At 44.9% G+C, this 23,186-nt stretch carries 15 protein-coding genes, 21 tRNA genes, 3 rRNA genes and 1 riboswitch; of the genes, 33 read left to right on the top strand and 6 right to left on the bottom strand.

All coding sequences use genetic code 11. The annotated features are described in order from the left end of the window. Positions 1 to 191 precede the first annotated feature (191 nt). Entirely contained in the window at positions 192 to 1,661 is a 1,470-nt protein-coding gene (gene betB, locus NPA43_RS13825) for a betaine-aldehyde dehydrogenase (RefSeq protein WP_099728766.1), read from the top strand. A gap of 27 nt (positions 1,662 to 1,688) precedes the next feature. Next, positions 1,689 to 2,897 carry a choline dehydrogenase gene (locus tag NPA43_RS13820; protein WP_099728765.1) on the top strand — a complete coding sequence of 403 codons (1,209 nt, stop codon included), beginning with the start codon at positions 1,689 to 1,691 and terminating at the stop codon, positions 2,895 to 2,897. A gap of 230 nt (positions 2,898 to 3,127) precedes the next feature. Here NPA43_RS13820 and NPA43_RS13815 read toward each other — a convergent pair whose 3' ends face one another. After that, complete coding sequence (locus NPA43_RS13815) at positions 3,128 to 3,607, bottom strand: DinB family protein (protein WP_180275572.1); 480 nt, start codon at positions 3,605 to 3,607, stop codon at positions 3,128 to 3,130. 204 nt (positions 3,608 to 3,811) lie between these two features. Here NPA43_RS13815 and NPA43_RS13810 point away from each other — a divergent pair, with 204 nt between their 5' ends. From NPA43_RS13810 to NPA43_RS13800, 3 genes are all read left to right on the top strand, one after another. Beyond that, complete coding sequence (locus NPA43_RS13810) at positions 3,812 to 4,342, top strand: NfeD family membrane protein (protein ID WP_099728763.1); 531 nt, start codon at positions 3,812 to 3,814, stop codon at positions 4,340 to 4,342. Positions 4,343 to 4,353: 11 nt separating this feature from the next. After that, entirely contained in the window at positions 4,354 to 5,901 is a 1,548-nt protein-coding gene (locus NPA43_RS13805) for a flotillin lipid rafts scaffold protein FloT (protein ID WP_256498954.1), read from the top strand. Between the two features lie 261 nt (positions 5,902 to 6,162). Then, complete coding sequence (locus NPA43_RS13800; RefSeq protein ID WP_256498953.1) at positions 6,163 to 6,717, top strand: GNAT family N-acetyltransferase; 555 nt, start codon at positions 6,163 to 6,165, stop codon at positions 6,715 to 6,717. Here the strand turns inward: NPA43_RS13800 and NPA43_RS13795 are convergent. Together NPA43_RS13795 and thiT are read right to left on the bottom strand one after the other, a co-directional pair. Continuing rightward, complete coding sequence (locus NPA43_RS13795) at positions 6,677 to 6,865, bottom strand: hypothetical protein (RefSeq protein ID WP_099728760.1); 189 nt, start codon at positions 6,863 to 6,865, stop codon at positions 6,677 to 6,679. The two genes, NPA43_RS13800 and NPA43_RS13795, sit on opposite strands and share 41 nt — an antisense overlap. Positions 6,866 to 6,957: 92 nt before the next feature. After that, positions 6,958 to 7,533, bottom strand: coding sequence for an energy-coupled thiamine transporter ThiT (thiT, locus tag NPA43_RS13790; RefSeq protein WP_099728759.1), 576 nt, complete (start codon positions 7,531 to 7,533; stop codon positions 6,958 to 6,960). A 98-nt stretch (positions 7,534 to 7,631) separates the two neighbouring features. After that, positions 7,632 to 7,734: riboswitch (TPP riboswitch) on the bottom strand. Between the two features lie 434 nt (positions 7,735 to 8,168). Between thiT and NPA43_RS13785 the strand changes: the two genes are divergently transcribed. The 24 genes from NPA43_RS13785 to NPA43_RS13670 all read left to right on the top strand — a co-directional run bounded on the left by NPA43_RS13785 (position 8,169) and on the right by NPA43_RS13670 (position 15,505). Further along, positions 8,169 to 9,717, top strand: a 16S ribosomal RNA gene (locus tag NPA43_RS13785). 182 nt (positions 9,718 to 9,899) lie between these two features. Further along, positions 9,900 to 12,830 (top strand): 23S ribosomal RNA (locus NPA43_RS13780). Between the two features lie 61 nt (positions 12,831 to 12,891). Next, a 5S ribosomal RNA gene (rrf, locus tag NPA43_RS13775) occupies positions 12,892 to 13,007 on the top strand. Together the 16S, 23S and 5S rRNA genes form the textbook arrangement of a ribosomal RNA operon. 551 nt (positions 13,008 to 13,558) lie before the next feature. Then, a tRNA-Val gene (locus NPA43_RS13770) sits at positions 13,559 to 13,634 on the top strand. Positions 13,635 to 13,667: 33 nt separating this feature from the next. Further along, positions 13,668 to 13,743 (top strand) — tRNA-Thr (locus NPA43_RS13765). Positions 13,744 to 13,780: 37 nt separating this feature from the next. After that, positions 13,781 to 13,856, top strand: a tRNA-Lys gene (locus NPA43_RS13760). 7 nt (positions 13,857 to 13,863) lie between these two features. Then, a tRNA-Leu gene (locus NPA43_RS13755) sits at positions 13,864 to 13,946 on the top strand. Between the two features lie 30 nt (positions 13,947 to 13,976). Beyond that, a tRNA-Gly gene (locus NPA43_RS13750) sits at positions 13,977 to 14,048 on the top strand. 12 nt (positions 14,049 to 14,060) lie between these two features. Continuing rightward, positions 14,061 to 14,146: transfer RNA gene (locus tag NPA43_RS13745), tRNA-Leu, on the top strand. A gap of 11 nt (positions 14,147 to 14,157) precedes the next feature. Next, positions 14,158 to 14,234, top strand: a tRNA-Arg gene (locus NPA43_RS13740). Between the two features lie 7 nt (positions 14,235 to 14,241). Then, positions 14,242 to 14,318: transfer RNA gene (locus tag NPA43_RS13735), tRNA-Pro, on the top strand. A gap of 8 nt (positions 14,319 to 14,326) precedes the next feature. Beyond that, positions 14,327 to 14,399 (top strand) — tRNA-Ala (locus NPA43_RS13730). A 25-nt stretch (positions 14,400 to 14,424) separates the two neighbouring features. Further along, positions 14,425 to 14,498: transfer RNA gene (locus tag NPA43_RS13725), tRNA-Met, on the top strand. A gap of 4 nt (positions 14,499 to 14,502) precedes the next feature. Further along, a tRNA-Ile gene (locus tag NPA43_RS13720) sits at positions 14,503 to 14,579 on the top strand. A gap of 7 nt (positions 14,580 to 14,586) precedes the next feature. Then, positions 14,587 to 14,679, top strand: a tRNA-Ser gene (locus NPA43_RS13715). Between the two features lie 22 nt (positions 14,680 to 14,701). Continuing rightward, a tRNA-Met gene (locus tag NPA43_RS13710) sits at positions 14,702 to 14,778 on the top strand. 23 nt (positions 14,779 to 14,801) lie between these two features. Beyond that, positions 14,802 to 14,878, top strand: a tRNA-Asp gene (locus NPA43_RS13705). An 18-nt stretch (positions 14,879 to 14,896) separates the two neighbouring features. Further along, positions 14,897 to 14,969, top strand: a tRNA-Phe gene (locus NPA43_RS13700). 27 nt (positions 14,970 to 14,996) lie between these two features. Continuing rightward, a tRNA-His gene (locus NPA43_RS13695) sits at positions 14,997 to 15,072 on the top strand. 11 nt (positions 15,073 to 15,083) lie between these two features. Further along, positions 15,084 to 15,157 (top strand) — tRNA-Gly (locus NPA43_RS13690). 16 nt (positions 15,158 to 15,173) lie between these two features. After that, positions 15,174 to 15,250: transfer RNA gene (locus NPA43_RS13685), tRNA-Ile, on the top strand. Positions 15,251 to 15,256: 6 nt separating this feature from the next. Then, positions 15,257 to 15,331, top strand: a tRNA-Asn gene (locus NPA43_RS13680). Positions 15,332 to 15,335: 4 nt separating this feature from the next. After that, a tRNA-Ser gene (locus NPA43_RS13675) sits at positions 15,336 to 15,426 on the top strand. Between the two features lie 7 nt (positions 15,427 to 15,433). Continuing rightward, positions 15,434 to 15,505: transfer RNA gene (locus tag NPA43_RS13670), tRNA-Glu, on the top strand. A gap of 76 nt (positions 15,506 to 15,581) precedes the next feature. On the opposite strand, the gene NPA43_RS13665 is transcribed toward NPA43_RS13670, so the two are convergent. The 3 genes from NPA43_RS13665 to NPA43_RS13655 all read right to left on the bottom strand — a co-directional run bounded on the left by NPA43_RS13665 (position 15,582) and on the right by NPA43_RS13655 (position 17,935). Next, a complete protein-coding gene (locus NPA43_RS13665; RefSeq protein ID WP_256498952.1) occupies positions 15,582 to 16,058 on the bottom strand; it encodes a TspO/MBR family protein in 477 nt (158 codons plus the stop codon). A gap of 87 nt (positions 16,059 to 16,145) precedes the next feature. Then, positions 16,146 to 16,880: a TraR/DksA C4-type zinc finger protein gene (locus NPA43_RS13660; protein WP_099728583.1), complete on the bottom strand. Its 735-nt coding sequence runs from the start codon at positions 16,878 to 16,880 to the stop codon at positions 16,146 to 16,148. A gap of 116 nt (positions 16,881 to 16,996) precedes the next feature. Further along, positions 16,997 to 17,935 carry a 1,4-dihydroxy-2-naphthoate polyprenyltransferase gene (locus tag NPA43_RS13655; protein WP_099728584.1) on the bottom strand — a complete coding sequence of 313 codons (939 nt, stop codon included), beginning with the start codon at positions 17,933 to 17,935 and terminating at the stop codon, positions 16,997 to 16,999. Positions 17,936 to 18,317: 382 nt separating this feature from the next. Here NPA43_RS13655 and NPA43_RS13650 point away from each other — a divergent pair, with 382 nt between their 5' ends. Genes NPA43_RS13650 through menB form a run of 4 tightly spaced genes read left to right on the top strand, consistent with a single transcriptional unit; the run spans position 18,318 to position 23,116 of the window. Then, complete coding sequence (locus tag NPA43_RS13650) at positions 18,318 to 19,736, top strand: isochorismate synthase (protein WP_256498951.1); 1,419 nt, start codon at positions 18,318 to 18,320, stop codon at positions 19,734 to 19,736. Beyond that, complete coding sequence (menD, locus tag NPA43_RS13645) at positions 19,729 to 21,471, top strand: 2-succinyl-5-enolpyruvyl-6-hydroxy-3-cyclohexene-1-carboxylic-acid synthase (RefSeq protein ID WP_256498950.1); 1,743 nt, start codon at positions 19,729 to 19,731, stop codon at positions 21,469 to 21,471. Before NPA43_RS13650 ends, menD begins: the two co-directional genes overlap by 8 nt. Continuing rightward, positions 21,456 to 22,283: a 2-succinyl-6-hydroxy-2,4-cyclohexadiene-1-carboxylate synthase gene (gene menH, locus NPA43_RS13640; RefSeq protein ID WP_249705358.1), complete on the top strand. Its 828-nt coding sequence runs from the start codon at positions 21,456 to 21,458 to the stop codon at positions 22,281 to 22,283. Before menD ends, menH begins: the two co-directional genes overlap by 16 nt. Before the next feature lie 14 nt (positions 22,284 to 22,297). Then, complete coding sequence (gene menB / locus NPA43_RS13635) at positions 22,298 to 23,116, top strand: 1,4-dihydroxy-2-naphthoyl-CoA synthase (protein ID WP_034325142.1); 819 nt, start codon at positions 22,298 to 22,300, stop codon at positions 23,114 to 23,116. Positions 23,117 to 23,186 lie beyond the last annotated feature (70 nt).

The following is a 23,186-nucleotide window of genomic DNA, read 5'->3' as shown; positions in this document are numbered from 1 at the left end:
ATTATGAGAATTCAATACGTTCAAAAAAATCTTTATGGACTATATGTTAACGAAAGAATGCTAAATGTCAAAAGAAAATGAAGCATATCTCCCTTTGACAGAAAAATTTGAACATGTTAAGTTAATTATGTTCAAAACGTTAAATTTTTATTTAACAAACTTACCAAAGAGAATCAGAGGAGGTTCCTTCTATGAGTCAAACACTATTTATAGATGGACAATGGGTTGGCGCCAAGAGCGGCGACACACGGGACATCATCAATCCATTCAATCAAGAAGTGATCGCGACAGTCAGTGAAGGATCAAGAAATGACACGCAGCTAGCCATTAAAGCAGCGAGAAAAGCCTTCGATCAAGGTGATTGGGCAAACCTGCCTGGACTTGAAAGAGGAAATATTGTGTTTAAGATTGCTGAATTGATTAGACGTGACCTTGATGAACTAGCCAAATTAGAATCGCTTGATACAGGCAAAACATTAGAAGAAAGCAAGGCGGATATGGACGATATTGCAAACGTGTTCCAATATTACGCAGGACTTGCTGACAAAGATGGCGGGGAAATTATTGCATCGCCAATTCCGAACTCAAAAAGTGAACTAGTTAGAGAGCCTGTTGGCGTATGCGGACAAATCACTCCTTGGAACTATCCATTGCTTCAAGCAAGCTGGAAAATCGCTCCTGCTCTTGCAGCGGGGAATACCATCGTCTTAAAGCCAAGTGAAATTACACCATTAACCACGATTAAAGTATTCAAACTTATGGAAGAAGCCGGCGTACCATCGGGCGTTGCAAACCTAGTGCTTGGACCTGGGACAACGGTTGGGGATGAGCTTGCTGTAAACGATCAAGTGGATTTAATTTCGTTTACAGGCGGTATTGAAACAGGCAAGAAAATCATGCAGGGAGCCAGTGGGAATGTGAAGAAAATCGCCCTTGAGCTCGGCGGGAAAAATCCGAATATTGTGTTTCAAGATGCTGATTTAGACGTAGCGGTTGACCAGGCAATGAATGCTGTGTTTTTCCATGCGGGGCAAGTGTGTTCAGCAGGTTCACGCTTGTTAGTGGAAGAATCCATTCATGATGAATTTTTAGAAGAACTGGTGAAGCGTACGAAAAAAATCAAGCTAGGCAACGGCTTTGATGAAGGAACGCAGAGCGGGCCGCTTATCTCAGCTGAGCATCGAGAAAAAGTAGAAAAATACGTCAGCATCGGTCTAGAAGAAGGCGCAAAATTAGAAACAGGCGGAAAACGTCCTGAAGCAGAGGAGCTTCAAAATGGGTTCTTCTACTTGCCAACAATTTTCTCAGGCTGTACATCAGATATGCGGATTGTACAGGAAGAAGTCTTTGGACCAGTACTCACTGTCGAATCCTTCCGTTCAGAGGAAGAAGTCATCGAGCTGGCAAACGACACGATTTATGGTTTAGCAGGAGCGGTATGGTCTTCAGATATCGCAAAAGCGGAAAGAGTTGCTCGTCAGCTAAGGTTAGGCACTGTTTGGATCAATGACTTCCATCCTTATTTTGCTCAAGCACCGTGGGGCGGATATAAGCAATCAGGTCTCGGACGTGAGTTAGGCCGAACGGGTCTTGAAGAATATACCGAACTGAAACATTTATATAGAAATACAAAACCTGAAGCGGTTCATTGGTTTAAATAAACAACACTTATTTGGAGGAGATTCTATATGACATTAAATATGAAAATTGAAAGCATGCAAAAATTCCATACATTTGAAATTCCGACTGTCATCAAGCATGGCATTGGTGCGGTGAAACATGTTGGAGAAGAAGTGAAAGCATACGGCGTCTCAAAGGTATTGCTCGTAACAGACCCTGGTATTTATCAAGCGGGTGTTGTGAATCCAGTGATTGCTTCATTAAAAGAAGCTCAAATTGATGTTGTCCTATTTGATAAAGTAGAGCCAAACCCTCCAGTACGTTTAGTGAATGAAGGCTCAGCGTTATATGAAAAAGAAGGCTGTAATGGATTAGTCGCAGTAGGCGGCGGAAGCTCGATGGATACAGCGAAGGCTATCGGTGTAGAGGCGACTCATGAAGGCTCAGTTCTTGATTACGAAGCAGCAGATGGGAAAAAACCGCTCGAAAATAGAATCCCTCCGTTAACCACCATTCCGACAACGGCTGGTACAGGTTCAGAGGTGACGCAGTGGGCGGTTATTACTGACGAAGAAAGAGAATTCAAATTCAATACAGGGGGACCGCTTATTGCAGCTCACCTAACAGTGATTGATCCAGAGCTTCATGTATCCATGCCGCCTCATGTGACGGCAATGACTGGAATTGATGCACTTGCGCACGCCATCGAATGCTATACAATGAAATTTGCTCAGCCAATTACGGATGCGGTGGCGCTCATGGCAATTGAATATGCTGCTCATTATATTCGCCGTGCCTTTGCTGACGGCGAGGATTTAGAAGCAAGATATGGAATGGCACAAGCTGCGATGCTTGCAGGACTTTCTTATGGAAGTGAATCAGCTGGTGCAGCACATGCGATGAGTCAAACACTCGGAGGCATTATTCCTGTAGCGCATGGACAGTGTGTAGCAGCGATGATGGGACCAGTGATGGAGTATAACTGGAAAGGATACCCGGAAAAATTTGCTCGAATTGCGCAAGCATTCGGTATCGATACAAGCAGAATGTCAACAGAGGAAGCAGCGAAAGCAGCTGTGAACTGGATGTATGATTTAGTGGAGGATCTAGAAGTTCCTTCATTAGAAGAACAAGGTGTATCAAAAGATATGATTGACCGTTTATCTAAAGAAGCGATGAAAGATCCGCAAACAGTTGGAAATCCAAGAGATCTAAACGAAAAAGCATACAACTGGATTTATGCACGCTGCTTTGATTTAACACCTAAAACAGTCTAACGACAAAAAAAGACTCCCCATCGAAGGGAGTCTTTCAGCGTGTAGACAAATCCTCGCATTCTGTGTCAGCCCTGCGTGCCGGTGCTCACGAATCTCAAATTCGCTCCGCTCCATCTTAGACTGCAAAGGTTTTCTATTACGCTGAAAAGAAGACAAAGGGCTAAAATAAAGATCATTTTAGCCCTTTGTCAACAATCTGAAAGACTCCCAAAAGAGAGTCTTTTTATGCCTTACAATTGTGCTTTGATTTCTTTGATTTGATGAATATGACGTTTTTCGTGCGCCCCGATAAAATCAAGATATTGCTTAAGTGATAACTCTTCAAACACAGGGTGTGCAATCACACGTTTAAAATCATCTTCAGTAAACGTTGATAAAATTTGATTGAGCTGCTCACGTGCTGTATCAAGCTCATCCTTTAAATGTGTAGGTGTGACATGCTTTTGCTCAGGCTCAACAATACTAGGCGCAGTGGCTTTTCTTGAACGATCCTCTGCCATTTCTACCGGTTTTGGCTCATATTCTTTAATCGGTGCTTTTTTTCCCTCCGCAGCTAGATGCTTTGCTGCAACTAAGTCCATCTTCTTTAAATGATCTGCCACCTCTTGAATACTCCAAGTATCTTCAGATAACTTTTGGTTTAATTGTTCCTCGCTCAACCCTTGCAGCTCCTGCCACAATTCTTGTCTTGCATCATGTAATAAACTCATTTTCATCACCTCAAGATCAAATTTTATCATACTGGTATATGACAATCATTCTTTAGCTATCAGAGAATTCCTTTGAAGAATTGTGGTGAAATATGAAACCTTTACAAAAGTGGTTCGTATTACCTGCTAGAAGAAATACATTGGAGGTGAGTATGGTCTAAACGAAACAAAGGCTGTTCATTTCATGATGAAAGGGTGAGGAAGATGGATGTGTTTGGGCTGCCTCTTCAAACGCTGTATTTATACATATTAATGATATCAGGAATCCTGACACTTGTTTTCGTCTTTTTCGGCGATGTATTTGATGGATTGTTTGAAGCGATCCCTGTTCCATTCCTACAACCAACATTGATCCTCGCATTTCTTACCTTTTTCTCGGCAGGAGGGTTTATCTCTGAAAAAACAGCAATTGTAGGAAGTGGGCTTGGAGCGGTATTATCTGCCATCCTCGCAGTGGTTCTAGTGACCTGTTTAAATGTATTTATCTTAGTCCCGCTTTCCTCTGCTGAAGAATCTCTCTCATATACGGAGGCCGATTTAAAAGGAAGAACTGGGGAGATCATTGTATCAGTCCCAAAAGACGGGTTTGGAGAAGTGCTGTTAATTAGTAATAGCGGGAAAATCTCAAAGCCAGCCGTCAGTTTCGATCAAGAGGAGATTCCGTATGGAACCCGCGTGCTTGTTGTCGAAGTGAACAAAGGTGTTTTATCTGTCATACCAAATGAAGAAATCTAGGAGGGAATGCAATGCCAGGAACAACGATTTTGATTATCATCGGAATTGTCCTTGTGATTCTTATTGCACTTATTGGCGTATTTGTTTCAAAATACCGGACAGCAGGTCCAGATGAAGCGTTAATCGTCACAGGAAGTTATCTAGGAAGTAAAAATGTCCATGTGGATGAAGGTGGAAACAAGATTAAGATTGTCAGAGGGGGCGGTACCTTCGTACTCCCTGTCTTTCAACAAGCAGAGCCGCTCAGCTTACTATCGAGCAAGCTAGATGTTTCAACGCCTGAGGTTTATACCGAGCAAGGTGTACCTGTAATGGCCGATGGAACCGCAATCATTAAAATTGGCGGATCGATTGAAGAAATCGCCACTGCGGCAGAACAGTTTTTAGGTAAAACAAAAGAAGACCGCGAAAACGAAGCTAGAGAAGTACTAGAAGGTCACCTTCGTTCGATCTTAGGATCAATGACAGTTGAAGAGATTTATAAAAACAGAGAGAAGTTTTCTCAAGAAGTACAACGTGTCGCTTCTCAAGATTTAGCGAAAATGGGACTCGTCATTGTGTCCTTCACCATTAAAGATGTCCGTGATAAAAATGGCTATTTAGAATCTCTAGGTAAGCCAAGAATTGCTCAAGTGAAACGTGATGCAGATATTGCAACAGCTGAAGCGGATAAAGAAACACGTATCAAACGTGCCGAGGCAGATAAAGATGCGAAGAAATCTGAGCTTGAGCGTGCCACCGAAATCGCTGAAGCAGAAAAAATCAATGAACTGAAAAGAGCAGAATTCAGACGGGAACAGGATACAGCGAAAGCAAGCGCTGACCAAGCGTATGATCTAGAAACAGCTCGCAACCGTCAGCACGTGACTGAACAAGAAATGCAAGTGAAAATCATCGAACGCCAGAAGCAAATTGAATTAGAAGAAAAAGAGATTCAGCGTCGTGAACGTCAATACGATTCTGAAGTGAAAAAGAAAGCGGATGCGGACCGTTATGCTGTTGAGCAATCGGCTGCGGCGGAAAAAGCGAAGCGTCTCGCTGAAGCAGATGCGAAGAAATACAGCATCGAAGCAATGGCGAAAGCAGAAGCTGAGAAAGTCCGAATTGACGGGCTGGCAAAAGCGGAAGCTGATCGTGCGAAAGGGGAAACAGAAGCAGAAGTCATTAGACTGAAAGGACTTGCGGAAGCCGAAGCGAAAGAAAAAATTGCTGAAGCATTCGAACAGTATGGTCAGGCAGCGATCCTTGATATGATTGTGAAAATGCTTCCTGAATATGCGAAGCAAGTATCTGCACCACTTTCTAACATTGATAAAATTACAGTTGTTGATACAGGCGGTAACGGGGAAGGCAGCGGTGCCAATAAAGTCACAGGCTATGCCACAAACCTGATGTCCAGCCTTCAAGAAAGCCTGAAAGCATCCTCTGGAATTGATGTCAAAGAAATTATTGAGAACTTTTCAGGCAAAGGCAATGTGAAGCAAAGCATTCAAGAACTAACGAATGAAATCAAAGAGCCAAGAAAAAAGGAAATAGCTGATCGTCAAATAGAAGAATAACATCAAAAGACACTTTCTATCAGAAGGTGTCTTTTTTACTTGAGATTGAGATTGATATGAAGAAAGATTCACAAGAATGGCTGCGGATATCATATGAACACTATCGAGGCCTCGCCATAGCTAATGAAGGGAAGGGGTATGTCTATAATGGGGAGAGGTCCAAATACAGTCCCTGGATTAAAGACCGCTATCCTTTACGAATTGAATTTTAAAAAATTATAATAAAGATAGAGTGAGAACTTGCATAAAGGGGTGGCATAGATGAAGGTTAGACATGCAGTACATAAAGATATTCCTAAAATTGCCGAGATTCATGTGAAGAGCTGGCAAACGACTTATCATGGTATTATTTCACAAGAGTATTTGGATGCTTTAAATGTAGAGGAGCGGGGAGAGAGCTGGAGAAGCAGATCGCTTGAAGGTACGTTTGTCGTAGAAGACGCTGATGGAGTATTTGGTTTTGCTTCCTTCGGAAAACAACGTGATGAGCGCTATTCAACATATGATGGTGAGCTTTACGCCATCTATTTATTACAGCAGAAGCAAAAGTCAGGAGCGGGTATCGCTTTGATTGCAAAAGGAGTGGACTATTTAATAGAGAAGGGTTATAAGAATATGATGCTATGGGTATTTGAACAGAATTCGGCGAAGCAATTTTATCAAAAGCTTCAGCCTAGTTTTGTCGTCACCAGCCAGTTCGAGCTGGCTGGCGAGAAGCATGATGAAATAGGGTATGGATGGGAGCTGCCTGTATTAAATGAACATGTACAACGAATTAAATCGTCAGTTTCCAATAATAATGAGAGAAAAAGGTGAAGAGTGTAGCAAGCAAAATATAAGAAATAAAAGGAGTAGCTTCTACTTTCCCTTTCACGCCTGCTATTTTTAATGCTTCATAGAAACCTGCCAAAAAGTAAGCAAGACTGAGAATATAGCAGCACAGCATAATGGAGTAAGGATTCATTGACGTACCTCCAGCTTGAAATCTTCTACTATTAATAGATTCCATAGAGTAGCAAATTATGCATAAAAAAATAACCAGCTGAAATCAGCAGGTTATTTTTGATGAGGAAAAACCAAACGAGATGCACTTGGTATTAATAAACAAAGAACGATACTGCAAATAATAAAAGATGGAACCATATACGTGCTGTTATAAATTAAAGAGTAGACCCATCCTGGTGTTCCTTTTGGTGCATATTGCGAAAAGAATACGACGCCAGAAATAAAGAACGTCAGCAGTCTAAAGAAGCTGGCGACAAATACGGATAGAATAATATAGAAGAATTGTTTCTTTCGCTTTTTATCCTGAATTGCTTTTTTGATCAATCCTGAAAATAGCCCGCTTAGACAAATGACAACAGATGCCACGAAATAATCGAGAAATCCTTGTACAGGTGTAGCGATAATAGGGCTATTCATCAGCTGCAGGCCGGCAATTAACACACCGATGATAAACCCGGTAGACATTCCCCATCTAATAGACATGAGAATGACAGGAATCATGATCAGTGCAATAGACCCGCCATTCGGCATCCTTAAAAAGAGACCTGATAAGTAATCTAATACAAGAGCAAGCGAAGTCATAATCGCGATTTCCATAAGGCGTACTAATTGATTTGATTGCTGCATAAAAAAATCTCCTTTTTCATGAATTGAGCAAGGAGAGACCGTGTAAGGATGAGTATGTTATTCATAGAAAAACATATTGGTTTGAATACAACACATGTATTCAAGTGATTCCACATTCCTACTTCAGTATTAACTGACAGGTTCAAAGGGTCAGAACAACGAATCGTTCACTCTCAGCACAAAGCTCCCCCTGCGGTTATTTAGTTTCAATCTATTATAAATATACTAGAGACCTTCAGGATCAACAATAGAGAATTACTGCGATAAGCACTTTTTGTAGCATTATATAGGAAGAGATAAGGAAAAATAAATTATTTAGAAAAAATACTTGTTTCTTTTTTCAAAAGGTGTTATATTTGTATTCGCCGCTAAAACAGCGCGGTTGATAAATAACATGAAGAAAAAAGTTGTTGACTTGACCTTGATAGAATGTTATATTAGTAAAGTCGCTTCTGAGCGATAACGAACATGATCTTTGAAAACTAAACAAGACAAAACGTACCTGTTAATTCGAGTTTTTATAAAAAAATCCTATGATACATCATAGGTAGTCAGTCAAGCTGACGAGGCAGGAAGGATCACATACTAAGTTCGCTACATCGTGTAGCAACGCATGTGTGATATGCATCCTGCATACCTCGGAGAGTTTGATCCTGGCTCAGGACGAACGCTGGCGGCGTGCCTAATACATGCAAGTCGAGCGGACAGAAGGGAGCTTGCTCCCGGATGTTAGCGGCGGACGGGTGAGTAACACGTGGGTAACCTGCCTGTAAGACTGGGATAACTCCGGGAAACCGGAGCTAATACCGGATAGTTCCTTGAACCGCATGGTTCAAGGATGAAAGACGGTTTCGGCTGTCACTTACAGATGGACCCGCGGCGCATTAGCTAGTTGGTGGGGTAATGGCTCACCAAGGCAACGATGCGTAGCCGACCTGAGAGGGTGATCGGCCACACTGGGACTGAGACACGGCCCAGACTCCTACGGGAGGCAGCAGTAGGGAATCTTCCGCAATGGACGAAAGTCTGACGGAGCAACGCCGCGTGAGTGATGAAGGTTTTCGGATCGTAAAGCTCTGTTGTTAGGGAAGAACAAGTGCGAGAGTAACTGCTCGCACCTTGACGGTACCTAACCAGAAAGCCACGGCTAACTACGTGCCAGCAGCCGCGGTAATACGTAGGTGGCAAGCGTTGTCCGGAATTATTGGGCGTAAAGGGCTCGCAGGCGGTTTCTTAAGTCTGATGTGAAAGCCCCCGGCTCAACCGGGGAGGGTCATTGGAAACTGGGAAACTTGAGTGCAGAAGAGGAGAGTGGAATTCCACGTGTAGCGGTGAAATGCGTAGAGATGTGGAGGAACACCAGTGGCGAAGGCGACTCTCTGGTCTGTAACTGACGCTGAGGAGCGAAAGCGTGGGGAGCGAACAGGATTAGATACCCTGGTAGTCCACGCCGTAAACGATGAGTGCTAAGTGTTAGGGGGTTTCCGCCCCTTAGTGCTGCAGCTAACGCATTAAGCACTCCGCCTGGGGAGTACGGTCGCAAGACTGAAACTCAAAGGAATTGACGGGGGCCCGCACAAGCGGTGGAGCATGTGGTTTAATTCGAAGCAACGCGAAGAACCTTACCAGGTCTTGACATCCTCTGACAACCCTAGAGATAGGGCTTTCCCTTCGGGGACAGAGTGACAGGTGGTGCATGGTTGTCGTCAGCTCGTGTCGTGAGATGTTGGGTTAAGTCCCGCAACGAGCGCAACCCTTGATCTTAGTTGCCAGCATTTAGTTGGGCACTCTAAGGTGACTGCCGGTGACAAACCGGAGGAAGGTGGGGATGACGTCAAATCATCATGCCCCTTATGACCTGGGCTACACACGTGCTACAATGGACAGAACAAAGGGCTGCGAGACCGCAAGGTTTAGCGAATCCCATAAATCTGTTCTCAGTTCGGATCGCAGTCTGCAACTCGACTGCGTGAAGCTGGAATCGCTAGTAATCGCGGATCAGCATGCCGCGGTGAATACGTTCCCGGGCCTTGTACACACCGCCCGTCACACCACGAGAGTTTGCAACACCCGAAGTCGGTGAGGTAACCTTTATGGAGCCAGCCGCCGAAGGTGGGGCAGATGATTGGGGTGAAGTCGTAACAAGGTAGCCGTATCGGAAGGTGCGGCTGGATCACCTCCTTTCTAAGGATATATGGAGCAGCGTGCGTTTTGGTCTTGTTTAGTTTTGAAGGATCATACCTTCAACACATGTCTCTAGCGAGACAGGATTGTTCTTTGAAAACTAGATAACAATAAGTAATACATTCACATTGAATGCAATGCAAAGTTCATCACACATAGTGATTCTTTCTAAAGTAAGAAATGGTTAAGTTAGAAAGGGCGCACGGTGGATGCCTTGGCACTAGGAGCCGATGAAGGACGGGACGAACACCGATATGCTTCGGGGAGCTGTAAGCAAGCTTTGATCCGGAGATTTCCGAATGGGGAAACCCACTGCTCGTAATGGAGTAGTATCCATACTTGAATACATAGAGTATGAGAAGGCATACCCGGGGAACTGAAACATCTAAGTACCCGGAGGAAGAGAAAGCAAATGCGATTCCCTAAGTAGCGGCGAGCGAAACGGGAACAGCCCAAACCAAGAGGCTTGCCTCTTGGGGTTGTAGGACACTCTATACGGAGTTACAAAGGAATGATATAAGCGAAGAGGTCTGGAAAGGCCCGCCAGAGAAGGTAACAGCCCTGTAACTGAAATGTCATTCCCTCCAGAGTGGATCCTGAGTACGGCGGAACACGTGAAATTCCGTCGGAATCCGGGAGGACCATCTCCCAAGGCTAAATACTCCCTAGTGACCGATAGTGAACCAGTACCGTGAGGGAAAGGTGAAAAGCACCCCGGAAGGGGAGTGAAATAGATCCTGAAACCGTGTGCCTACAAGTAGTCAGAGCCCGTTAACGGGTGATGGCGTGCCTTTTGTAGAATGAACCGGCGAGTTACGATCCCGTGCAAGGTTAAGCAGAAGATGCGGAGCCGCAGCGAAAGCGAGTCTGAATAGGGCGCATGAGTACGTGGTCGTAGACCCGAAACCAGGTGATCTACCCATGTCCAGGGTGAAGTTCAGGTAACACTGAATGGAGGCCCGAACCCACGCACGTTGAAAAGTGCGGGGATGAGGTGTGGGTAGGGGTGAAATGCCAATCGAACCTGGAGATAGCTGGTTCTCTCCGAAATAGCTTTAGGGCTAGCCTCAAGGTAAGAGTCTCGGAGGTAGAGCACTGATTGGACTAGGGGCCCCTACCGGGTTACCGAATTCAGTCAAACTCCGAATGCCGATGACTTATCCTTGGGAGTCAGACTGCGAGTGATAAGATCCGTAGTCGAAAGGGAAACAGCCCAGACCGCCAGCTAAGGTCCCAAAGTATACGTTAAGTGGAAAAGGATGTGGAGTTGCTTAGACAACCAGGATGTTGGCTTAGAAGCAGCCACCATTTAAAGAGTGCGTAATAGCTCACTGGTCGAGTGACTCTGCGCCGAAAATGTACCGGGGCTAAACGTATCACCGAAGCTGCGGACTGTTCTTACGAACAGTGGTAGGAGAGCGTTCTAAGGGCTGTGAAGCCAGACCGGAAGGACTGGTGGAGCGCTTAGAAGTGAGAATGCCGGTATGAGTAGCGAAAGACGGGTGAGAATCCCGTCCACCGAATGCCTAAGGTTTCCTGAGGAAGGCTCGTCCGCTCAGGGTTAGTCGGGACCTAAGCCGAGGCCGAAAGGCGTAGGCGATGGACAACAGGTTGATATTCCTGTACCACCTCCTCACCATTTGAGCAATGGGGGGACGCAGGAGGATAGGGTAAGCGCGGTATTGGATATCCGCGTCCAAGCAGTTAGGCTGGGAAATAGGCAAATCCGTTTCCCGTAAAGGCTGAGCTGTGATGGCGAGCGAAATTTAGTAGCGAAGTTCCTGATTCCACACTGCCAAGAAAAGCCTCTAGCGAGGTGAGAGGTGCCCGTACCGCAAACCGACACAGGTAGGCGAGGAGAGAATCCTAAGGTGATCGAGAGAACTCTCGTTAAGGAACTCGGCAAAATGACCCCGTAACTTCGGGAGAAGGGGTGCTTCTTAGGGTGTTAAAGCCCCGAGAAGCCGCAGTGAATAGGCCCAGGCGACTGTTTAGCAAAAACACAGGTCTCTGCGAAGCCGTAAGGCGAAGTATAGGGGCTGACGCCTGCCCGGTGCTGGAAGGTTAAGAGGAGCGCTTAGCGTAAGCGAAGGTGCGAATTGAAGCCCCAGTAAACGGCGGCCGTAACTATAACGGTCCTAAGGTAGCGAAATTCCTTGTCGGGTAAGTTCCGACCCGCACGAAAGGCGCAACGATCTGGGCACTGTCTCAACGAGAGACTCGGTGAAATTATAGTACCTGTGAAGATGCAGGTTACCCGCGACAGGACGGAAAGACCCCGTGGAGCTTTACTGCAGCCTGATATTGAATGTTGGTACAGCTTGTACAGGATAGGTAGGAGCCTTGGAAACCGGAGCGCTAGCTTCGGTGGAGGCATCGGTGGGATACTACCCTGGCTGTATTGACCTTCTAACCCGCTGCCCTTATCGGGCAGGGAGACAGTGTCAGGTGGGCAGTTTGACTGGGGCGGTCGCCTCCTAAAATGTAACGGAGGCGCCCAAAGGTTCCCTCAGAATGGTTGGAAATCATTCGCAGAGTGTAAAGGCACAAGGGAGCTTGACTGCGAGACCTACAAGTCGAGCAGGGACGAAAGTCGGGCTTAGTGATCCGGTGGTTCCGCATGGAAGGGCCATCGCTCAACGGATAAAAGCTACCCCGGGGATAACAGGCTTATCTCCCCCAAGAGTCCACATCGACGGGGAGGTTTGGCACCTCGATGTCGGCTCATCGCATCCTGGGGCTGTAGTCGGTCCCAAGGGTTGGGCTGTTCGCCCATTAAAGCGGTACGCGAGCTGGGTTCAGAACGTCGTGAGACAGTTCGGTCCCTATCCGTCGCGGGCGCAGGAAATTTGAGAGGAGCTGTCCTTAGTACGAGAGGACCGGGATGGACGCACCGCTGGTGTACCAGTTGTTCTGCCAAGGGCATCGCTGGGTAGCTATGTGCGGACGGGATAAGTGCTGAAAGCATCTAAGCATGAAGCCCCCCTCAAGATGAGATTTCCCATTCCGCAAGGAAGTAAGATCCCTGAAAGATGATCAGGTTGATAGGTCTGAGGTGGAAGCGTGGTGACACGTGGAGCTGACAGATACTAATAGATCGAGGACTTAACCTATATTCTAATGTGAAGCATGAACATTGTTATCTAGTTTTGAGAGAACATTCTCTCCATCAGGTTTGGTGGCGATAGCGAAGAGGTCACACCCGTTCCCATACCGAACACGGAAGTTAAGCTCTTCAGCGCCGATGGTAGTTGGGGGTTTCCCCCTGTGAGAGTAGGACGCCGCCAAGCTTTTCTAAGGATCAGTTCCAGACGGAACTGGTCTTTTTTGTGGTACTTGAAAGGAAGTCTATCTGATTTCATTTGTTTAATGAACGATGGCAGCGTCACCTCATTTACAAGCGAAACGCTTTGAAAACAAGAGAAAGCACATTGAGCGTGTTGAAACCTTGTCTATGGAAAAAACAATAGAGAGATAGAGTAGTAGGTTGTCTAAGACACTGCATACAAATTCATTCAAATGGAAATGTATAAGCCTATTGCTAATTCATTAATATATTACGCCTATCAATGAACTATAAGGAATATCTATATCATTAAAGTATAAAAATGATGGGGAGCTGATATTTCAGAAGGAATTGAATGTTTTTAAAGAGAATAAAGAGTGGAGAGGTTTAGCTGATAAACATTGAATTGCAGCAGTTTTGACAGGGGAAATGACTATTATTTATGAAAAGAAATGCGTAACGAAAAATGAAATAAAATTTTTTTAATATAGCCTTTACAAATGAGTAAAACCTGTATATAATAATCTTTGTCGGATCGAGAGATTCCTACATAGTGGAGGATTAGCTCAGCTGGGAGAGCATCTGCCTTACAAGCAGAGGGTCGGCGGTTCGAGCCCGTCATCCTCCACCATATTTATTCTTACATAATGTTAGGATAGATAAAGCCGGTGTAGCTCAACTGGTAGAGCAACTGACTTGTAATCAGTAGGTTGGGGGTTCAAGTCCTCTTGCCGGCACCACTTTCATATGGTAAGATAGACAAGTCGCTTTTAAAGCGAGCCATTAGCTCAGTTGGTAGAGCATCTGACTTTTAATCAGAGGGTCGAAGGTTCGAGTCCTTCATGGCTCACCATTTTCATGCGGGTGTGGCGGAATTGGCAGACGCGCTAGACTTAGGATCTAGTGTCTTTATGACGTGGGGGTTCAAGTCCCTTCACCCGCATAGCCAAACAAAATAAAGAAATCCTGTAATGCGGAAGTAGTTCAGTGGTAGAACACCACCTTGCCAAGGTGGGGGTCGCGGGTTCGAATCCCGTCTTCCGCTTATACCATCCACGCCGGGGTGGTGGAATTGGCAGACACACAGGACTTAAAATCCTGCGGTAGGTGACTACCGTGCCGGTTCAAGTCCGGCCCTCGGCATTATACAATAAGCGCCCGTAGCTCAATTGGATAGAGCGTTTGACTACGGATCAAAAGGTTAGGGGTTCGACTCCTCTCGGGCGCGCCATTAAGATCGGGAAGTAGCTCAGCTTGGTAGAGCACTTGGTTTGGGACCAAGGGGTCGCAGGTTCGAATCCTGTCTTCCCGACCATCTTTTATGGGGCCTTAGCTCAGCTGGGAGAGCGCCTGCCTTGCACGCAGGAGGTCAGCGGTTCGATCCCGCTAGGCTCCACTTCTTAAAGGATTATTTTTATCATGGCGGTGTAGCTCAGCTGGCTAGAGCGTACGGTTCATACCCGTGAGGTCGGGGGTTCGATCCCCTCCGCCGCTATAAAGGACCTTTAGCTCAGTTGGTTAGAGCAGACGGCTCATAACCGTCCGGTCGTAGGTTCGAGTCCTACAAGGTCCACCATCTATTCGGAGGAATACCCAAGTCCGGCTGAAGGGATCGGTCTTGAAAACCGACAGGGGTGTCAAAGCCCGCGGGGGTTCGAATCCCTCTTCCTCCGCCATATTTTTTAAAAACCATATCATCGCGGGGTGGAGCAGTTCGGTAGCTCGTCGGGCTCATAACCCGAAGGTCGCAGGTTCAAATCCTGCCCCCGCAACCAAATTTTTTTCTTATCTCTATATTGGTCCGGTAGTTCAGTTGGTTAGAATGCCTGCCTGTCACGCAGGAGGTCGCGGGTTCGAGTCCCGTCCGGACCGCCATTTTTAAATGAAATACATGGCTCGGTAGCTCAGTTGGTAGAGCAACGGACTGAAAATCCGTGTGTCGGCGGTTCGATTCCGTCCCGAGCCACTTTTACAAATAAATATTGACAGTATGGCGGTTGTGGCGAAGTGGTTAACGCACCAGATTGTGGCTCTGGCACTCGTGGGTTCGATTCCCATCAATCGCCCCATACATATTTTTGCGGGTGTAGTTTAGTGGTAAAACCTCAGCCTTCCAAGCTGATGTCGTGGGTTCGATTCCCATCACCCGCTCCATTTGTATATCGTTCATGGGCCTGTAGCTCAGCTGGTTAGAGCGCACGCCTGATAAGCGTGAGGTCGGTGGTTCGAGTCCACTCAGGCCCACCATGATCTTCCGCAGTAGCTCAGTGGTAGAGCTATCGGCTGTTAACCGATCGGTCGTAGGTTCGAGTCCTACCTGCGGAGCCAAAATGGAGAAGTACTCAAGTGGCTGAAGAGGCGCCCCTGCTAAGGGTGTAGGTCGCGCAAGCGGCGCGAGGGTTCAAATCCCTCCTTCTCCGCCATTTATCTGGCCCGTTGGTCAAGCGGTTAAGACACCGCCCTTTCACGGCGGTAACACGGGTTCGAATCCCGTACGGGTCATTTTTAAAAGAGATCTATGAAAGATCTCTTTTTTATTTTCATCAAAACGAAAGACCGCCATCATCGCGGTCTTTTTTTACATATTCATGGAATAGATCGTATAAGACAAGTATGTCGCAAAGAATCCCCATAAGACATAAGGGATTAGTAAAATAGAAACGACTTTACTGAGCTTACGTGAGACGATGACAAGTGCGAGTGCTGTCAGTGCAACAAGCAGGGAGTCAATGGTAGCGGCAAACAAATCTTTTTGTGTAAATTGAAAAAAGCTAAAGGCTTGATTGAAGACATAATTTAAAAGAAAAAGAATCCAAAACGGTAAAGTGATTTTTTGAAATCCATACTTCCCATAAATAATCGCTGCGGACAACGAGATGAGAGCAAATAAGACAGCCCACACAGCTCCAATCACACCCCCACTAGGTGTCCATTCCGGTTTGTTTAATGCATCATACCATTCTCTGTCAATAGGGAACAAGAACCCTGCAATAGAGAATAGTGCGTATGTAATAAAGAAGACGATAATCGCCCAAATGATACTTTTTCTAGCCATCAAGAATCTCCTCCAATCAAATTCACTCTTAAAGTGATTTCCCAATTATTACATGATATAAACATAAAGCCCCCAATATGAGGGGGCCTATTGATTTTTTTCTGTATAAGGTTCTTCTTCGTACGGCTTCAAGTCACCAAACACCGTCATGACGCCTTCTTCATCTAATGCATCTTCATAGGCTTCGTGTGCTTTATTCGGATACACCTTGCTTGCTTTTCCTTCGAGATCAGCAGCTGCGAATCCTTCATAGTCTTCAACATAATCTTCATCTTCTGATTGTGTATACACATCATCGTATGTCTCGGGAGGAAATTCCATATCGGACGGGGTATCAGAGTTGCCGTAGCGTTCTACGTCTTGATATGCATCTTCTCCATCGTAGGCAGCACTTTCTTCATTTTCAAATTGTCCTGATGGTGGATTTAACAAATCCTCTTCAATGGGACGATTTTGTGAAACGGTCTGCTCTTTTGAATGCTCTGTGCATGTGACGGCGGTAGGCAAGGCTTCTAAGCGTTCTTTAGGAATAGGGGCTTTACATACCTTGCACACACCATAAGAGCCGTCTGCGATTGCTTGGAGTGCTTCATTGATGTCTGACAAATGTTCATGTGCCAAACTGTTTAAGGCAATATCTTTTCCGCGCTCGAACAGTTCTGTTCCTTGGTCTCCAGGATGGTTGTCATAGGCAGACAGTTCTCCGACTGCATCATAAGGAAATGATACTTTTTGTTCATCGTCATGGCTATTGGCTTCAATTTCTTGTTTTTCATCGAGAAGTCTCTGCTTCAAATGATGTAATTCGTCTTTAGACAACAATGCGATCATCCTTTCATATCAAACATATTGTTAGTATGAGCAATTTTGCATGTAAGACTTGTTCCAATTTGAAGCAATTCCTCATAAAAAACGCCTGCGGCTGCAGGCGTTGTATGCTACGCAATATAATATTGTAATATCAATGCGATCGTTAACAGGAAACCGAAAAATGTATTGGTTTGAGCTGTAGACTTCATGGCATTCATTAATTCAATTGGCTTTTCTTTTTGCTTAAACTCTTTAATGGCTGTATATGCTTTCGGCACACTGAGTAAAACAAGAAGGCTCCAAAGGCCAATGATATCTGTGAGGATATAAACAAAAATGAGTACGTATGATACCAAAAACATGGAAAGTAGAATGTTCACTGCAGCTTTTCGTCCAGCAAGGATAGCAAGTGTTTTACGTCCATTTTCCTTATCGCCGTCTAAATCCCGGATATTGTTCGACAGTAAGATGGCTCCAACTAAAATAGAAATCGGCAATGACACGAGAACAGCTGTTGACGTCAGTGTTCCTGTTTGGATATAGAAACTAATAAGGATGATTCCTAATCCCATAAAAGCACCTGACACAAGTTCTCCAAATGGTGTATAAGCAATTGGTACAGGTCCACCGGTATAGAAATAGCCTGCTGCCATACAAATAAGTCCTATAAGTGCAATCCACCAGCTAGACATCATGCAAATATAAATCCCAAGGAATAGAGAGAGTGCGAATAATGCATAAGCGAGGCTGAGAACTGTTTTTGGTTTCACACCATTTCTAACAATGGCGCCGCCGATGCCGACAGATTTCTCATTGTCCAACCCGCGAACATAGTCAAAATACTCATTAAACATGTTCGTTGCAATTTGGATAAACATAGATGCAAATAGCATAGCTAAAAATAGGCCAACATGTATTTGACCACTCGGAAGTGCTAGAACAGTTCCTAAAGTAACGGGAATAAATGCGGCTGTTAATGTATGCGGTCGTAATAAATTCCACCAAATCCGCCAGTTCTTATCAGGCTTAATCGGTGAAAGCTGATCTGTTATCGATTGATGCTGCATAAAATATACTCCTTTAAATAAAAAAATACGTACACGTCCAAATTCCAGTTTAGCAAAGTTCAAAAAGGTGTCAATATATTGATGCGATGAAACCTGAAAAAGATGTTTGCTAATCGTTGCCATATAGAGAGAAAGCTTAATCTTGGGACAAATCTTGCCATTTTTCTTTAGATGCTCTCGTTTCGATAAGCGGGAGCGAAAAAATCTTGAAAGCGTGATATAATAAGGATTCGAGGTTTTAAAAGCTGTTTTCTTTACTAAGTTCATCTGTTAAGGTTTATAATAGAAAAACAGGTCATTCGACATACTCGAATGTTCATGTATTTTTCACATGATGGTTTTATTTTTTTATGTTATTTCATGGATTTTGGAGGAATGTATCATGGTGACAACAGTGCAAAGTACTTTCCGGCAGGAAGCGCTTGCGACATTAGAAGAAGCGAATAACGTCAACCATGCTGTTTTGATAAGCTACTCCAGAAGAGTTGACGATCTGGATCCTCTTGCCTTTTTCCAAAGCGGCGAAGCGGATTTTTTAGGCGAGCGGTTTTTTTGGTCTGATCCAGAAAGCCAAATGATATTTTCTGGACTTGGCAGAGCGGCCGTCATTAAATCATCTGAGCAAGGCACGGAACGATTCGAGACAGTTCATCATGAATGGGAACAGCTAAAACAACACATGTTCCATTTTCATGATGAGAAGGAGTTAAAGCATGCGGCTGTTGGTCCGCTTTTATTTGGAGGATTTTCATTTGATCCGTATGAAGAGAAGGCGCGTCACTGGGAAGCATTTGGCGAGGCTCATCTTTTTGTGCCATCTATGATGCTGACTGTCTCAACAGAAGGCACGTTTCTTACGATCAATGAATGGAAGCAGGTGGACGGGAATGTTCATCAGCTCATTCAAGGGTTAGAACAGAAAGCTTCTCGTTTCGAGACATTGCCGGTGCGAACTGATGGACAAGCTGAGCTAGTTCATATGGAAGAGCTGGATGTGAAGGAATGGATGAAGGCGATTCATGAAGCGACAGAGCACATTCGTGCGAACGAATATGAAAAGGTTGTTTTAGCAAGAGAAGTCTTGCTTCACTATAAAAATCAAATTGAACTTGCTCCACTATTAGCAGAATTATTAAAGCACCAAACGACGAGTTATGTATTTGCTATAGAACAGGGAAGACAAGCGTTTGTTGGGGCGACACCGGAACGTTTAGTCAAAAAAAGCGGTGATGAAGTCTTTTCATCATGCTTAGCAGGTTCCATTGTACGCGGGAAAGATGAAATCGAAGATCAAGCATTAGGTGAGGAACTGCTTCACGATGAGAAGAATTTGATTGAACATCAAATTGTCGTCAATATGATTGAGCAAGCATTTGAGGCAAACTGCCATCACGTGCATAAACCTCATCAACCAAGTCTTTATAAAACAAAAAACATTCAACATTTATTTACACCGATTGTAGGAGAAATCAAAAGCAGCTGTTCCCTCTTTTCATTAATAGAGCAGCTCCATCCAACGCCAGCATTAGGAGGATATCCGAAGGAAAAGGCGGTTGAGGTGATCCGTGAAATTGAACCGCTGAAACGTGGTTGGTATGCCGCACCGGTTGGCTGGATCGATTCTCAGGACAACGGAGAATTTGCTGTAGCGATTCGGTCAGGTCTTATTGAGGAAGAACATGTTCGTTTGTTCGCTGGCTGCGGAATTGTCGAGGATTCCCTTGCAAAGCAGGAGTACGAGGAAACGCAAGTGAAATTAAGACCAATGCTGTCTGCTCTTGGAGGTCGTCCGATTGAATAATCACATCATGACAACATATATTGGCAGATTGATGGATGAATTTGTACAAGGTGGTGTGAAGGAGGCGGTTGTCTGTCCTGGTTCCCGTTCAACCCCGCTTGCGATGCTGGCTCTTGCCCATCAAGACATCCATGTCCATGTGTTAGTGGACGAACGGTCTGCTGCTTTTTATGCGCTGGGTCTTGCGAAAGCGAGTCAAAAACCAGTGCTGCTCATTTGTACATCAGGTACGGCAGCTGCTAACTTTTACCCAGCCATTGTAGAGGCTCATTATTCCCGGGTACCACTCATTGTTTTAACTGCTGATCGGCCGCACGAATTGAGGGAAGTTGGGGCTCCTCAAGCGATTGATCAGCAATTCTTATTCGGTAAGTTTGTTAAATGGTTCACAGACTTAGCATTGCCTGAAAAAAGTCAAACGATGCTGCGGTATGTACAGACTGCTGCCGCTAGAGCAAGTCACATCTCAAAGCAGGAGCCTAAAGGACCTGTTCAGGTCAATGTGCCACTGAGAGAACCATTGGTACCTGATCTGTCCATTGATCCTTTTCATAGAGAAGCAAAAGAAACGAAAAAAGTATTAGCAGCAGGTCAGGCTTTCCCAAACGATCATGTCATGTCTGAATTAGTGTCAATTCTGAACCAATCCACAAGAGGGCTGATTGTTGCTGGTGAACTTCATACGAAGGAAGAGCAAGAGGCAGTGTTACGTCTTTCGAAAGCCTTTCATTTTCCCATTTTAGCTGACCCGCTTTCTCATTTACGAAATGGGCATGAAAATGAAGGGTTGATTATCGATGCGTATGACTCTTTATTGAAAGATGGAGCATTACAGCAGCATCTATTGCCTGATATGGTGATTCGTTTTGGACCGATGCCTGTGTCTAAGACTTTATTCAAGTGGTTGGAAAAGCATGCAGAAGTGAAGCAGATTGTGGTAGATGCTGGCGGAGGTTTTCGTGATCCTGGATTAAGTGCATCATACGTGATTGAAAGTCATGTGGCTACTTTTGTAGGTGAAGTCTTAAATAGAGCGGATCAACGAGAGGATACAAATTACTTAAACTGCTGGCAACGTGTCAATTCTTCTTTTAGAACGCATGCAGCCCAATATTCTGATGAGGACCTGGCATTCGAGGGAAATGTGTATCGTCAGCTTCAGCACCTCTTGCCAAAGGAGAGTGTGCTTTTTATCGGAAATAGTATGCCGATTCGTGATGTGGATACATTTTTTGAAACTCAGTCGACACCTTTTCGTATGATGGCGAATCGCGGGGCAAATGGTATTGACGGCGTTGTGTCCACAGCACTTGGAACGTATGCGGCTTTGAAACAACCGATCACCCTGGTCATTGGAGACTTGTCTTTTTACCATGATATGAATGGGCTTCTTGCCGCTAAGCTGATGGAAATTCCACTGACGGTTGTTTTGTTAAACAATGATGGCGGAGGAATCTTTTCTTTCCTTCCGCAGGCATCTGATGAACCGTATTATGAGAAACTCTTCGGTACGCCGACTGGGCTGAATTTTGAGTATGCATCGAAGCTGTATGGGGGAACCTATTCGAAGCCAACAACGAAGCAAGAATTACACGATGTGTACATGACGCATATACATGAGCCTGGCCTTCATTTAATCGAAATTGAAACAGACCGGCATTCCCGTGTAGCCAAGCACCGCCAGATGATGGATGAGATTTTAGGAGAAGTGAAAAAAGAATGCCTTCTCTCATAATACGAATGCGTGATGGTGTGGCGTATGAGGTGGTGGATCAAAACCCATCGGCTGAGAATGCCACGTTATGCTTACACGGTTTCACAGGGAGTGCAGCCTCTTGGCAGTTCTTGAATGCCTATATGGAGAATACAAGATTGATTCAGGTCAGCTTGCTTGGTCATGGCCGCACGGACTCGCCAGAAAGCGTGAGAAGATATGCGATGTCGCAGCAGCTGGCGGATCTTGCAGAGATTTTAAATCAATTAAAGCTTCACAAAGTGAATATTCTCGGATATTCTATGGGAGGGCGTATTGCTTTATCATTTGCCTCCCGTTATCCAGAACGTGTAAACAAACTGATTCTTGAGAGTACTTCTCCAGGAATTCACTCTTTCAAGGAGCGGATGACAAGGCTAAAGCAGGATCATCAGCTGGCTCAAAAGATTAGACATGAAGGCTTAACTCAGTTTGTGGATTTTTGGGAGAACATTCCGCTGTTTGCTTCGCAGAAATCCTTATCAGCGGGCAGGCTGGCTCAACTGAGAGAGGGAAGGCTAAAATCCAATCCCCTTGGGCTAGCTCGCAGCCTAGAAGGCATAGGAACAGGTTCACAGCCGTCTATGTGGCAGGCACTAAAGCATATCAAACTGCCTGTTTTGTTCATATGCGGAACGCTTGATGAAAAGTTCTGTCATATCGCCAAACGTATGCAGCAGGAGCTTGAAGGCAGTCAATTAACATTGGCAGAGCATGTAGGGCATACAGTTCATGTGGAACAGCCACATTTTTTTGGTAAAATAGTAAGTGAGTTTATTTTAGCGCAAGATTAAAGGAGGAAATATTGATGGCTATTGAATGGCAAACTGAGCGTCAGTATGACGAAATTTTATATGAAACGTATCATGGGATTGCAAAGATCACCATTAACCGTCCACATGTACATAACGCGTTTACACCAAAGACCGTCAGTGAATTAATTGATGCATTTTCACGCGCTCGTGATAATTCTGATGTTGGTGTGATCGTACTTGCAGGTGCTGGAGGTAAAGCATTCTGTTCTGGTGGAGACCAAAAAGTACGCGGCCATGGCGGCTATGTAGGAGACGATCAAATTCCGCGTCTAAACGTATTAGACTTACAGCGTTTGATTCGTGTCATTCCAAAACCAGTCATTGCGATGGTTGCAGGTTATGCGATTGGCGGGGGACATGTTCTTCATATCGTTTGTGATCTGACAATTGCAGCAGACAATGCCATTTTTGGACAAACAGGACCAAAAGTAGGCAGCTTTGATGCTGGTTATGGCTCAGGCTATCTTGCACGTATTGTTGGTCATAAGAAAGCGAGAGAAATCTGGTACTTATGCCGTCAATACAATGCACAAGAAGCGCTTGATATGGGACTTGTCAACACAGTTGTACCATTAGAGCAGCTTGAAGAAGAAACAGTGAAGTGGTGTGGGGAAATGCTAGAAAAGAGCCCGACTGCTTTACGATTCTTGAAGGCTGCATTTAATGCAGATACGGATGGATTAGCTGGGATTCAGCAATTTGCAGGGGATGCGACACTTCTTTATTACACAACAGATGAAGCAAAAGAAGGACGCGATTCCTTTAAGGAAAAACGCAAGCCGGACTTCGGTCAGTTCCCGCGTTTCCCTTGATTCAATGATATGAATGAAAACAGCTTAGTGCATCAGACTAAGCTGTTTTCTTTTACGAAAAGGAGGTGTC

Origin of the sequence: Bacillus pumilus (genome assembly GCF_024498355.1) — a bacterium.
Classification (GTDB): domain Bacteria; phylum Bacillota; class Bacilli; order Bacillales; family Bacillaceae; genus Bacillus; species Bacillus pumilus_P.
This window is presented reverse-complemented; position numbering and strand designations above follow the sequence as displayed.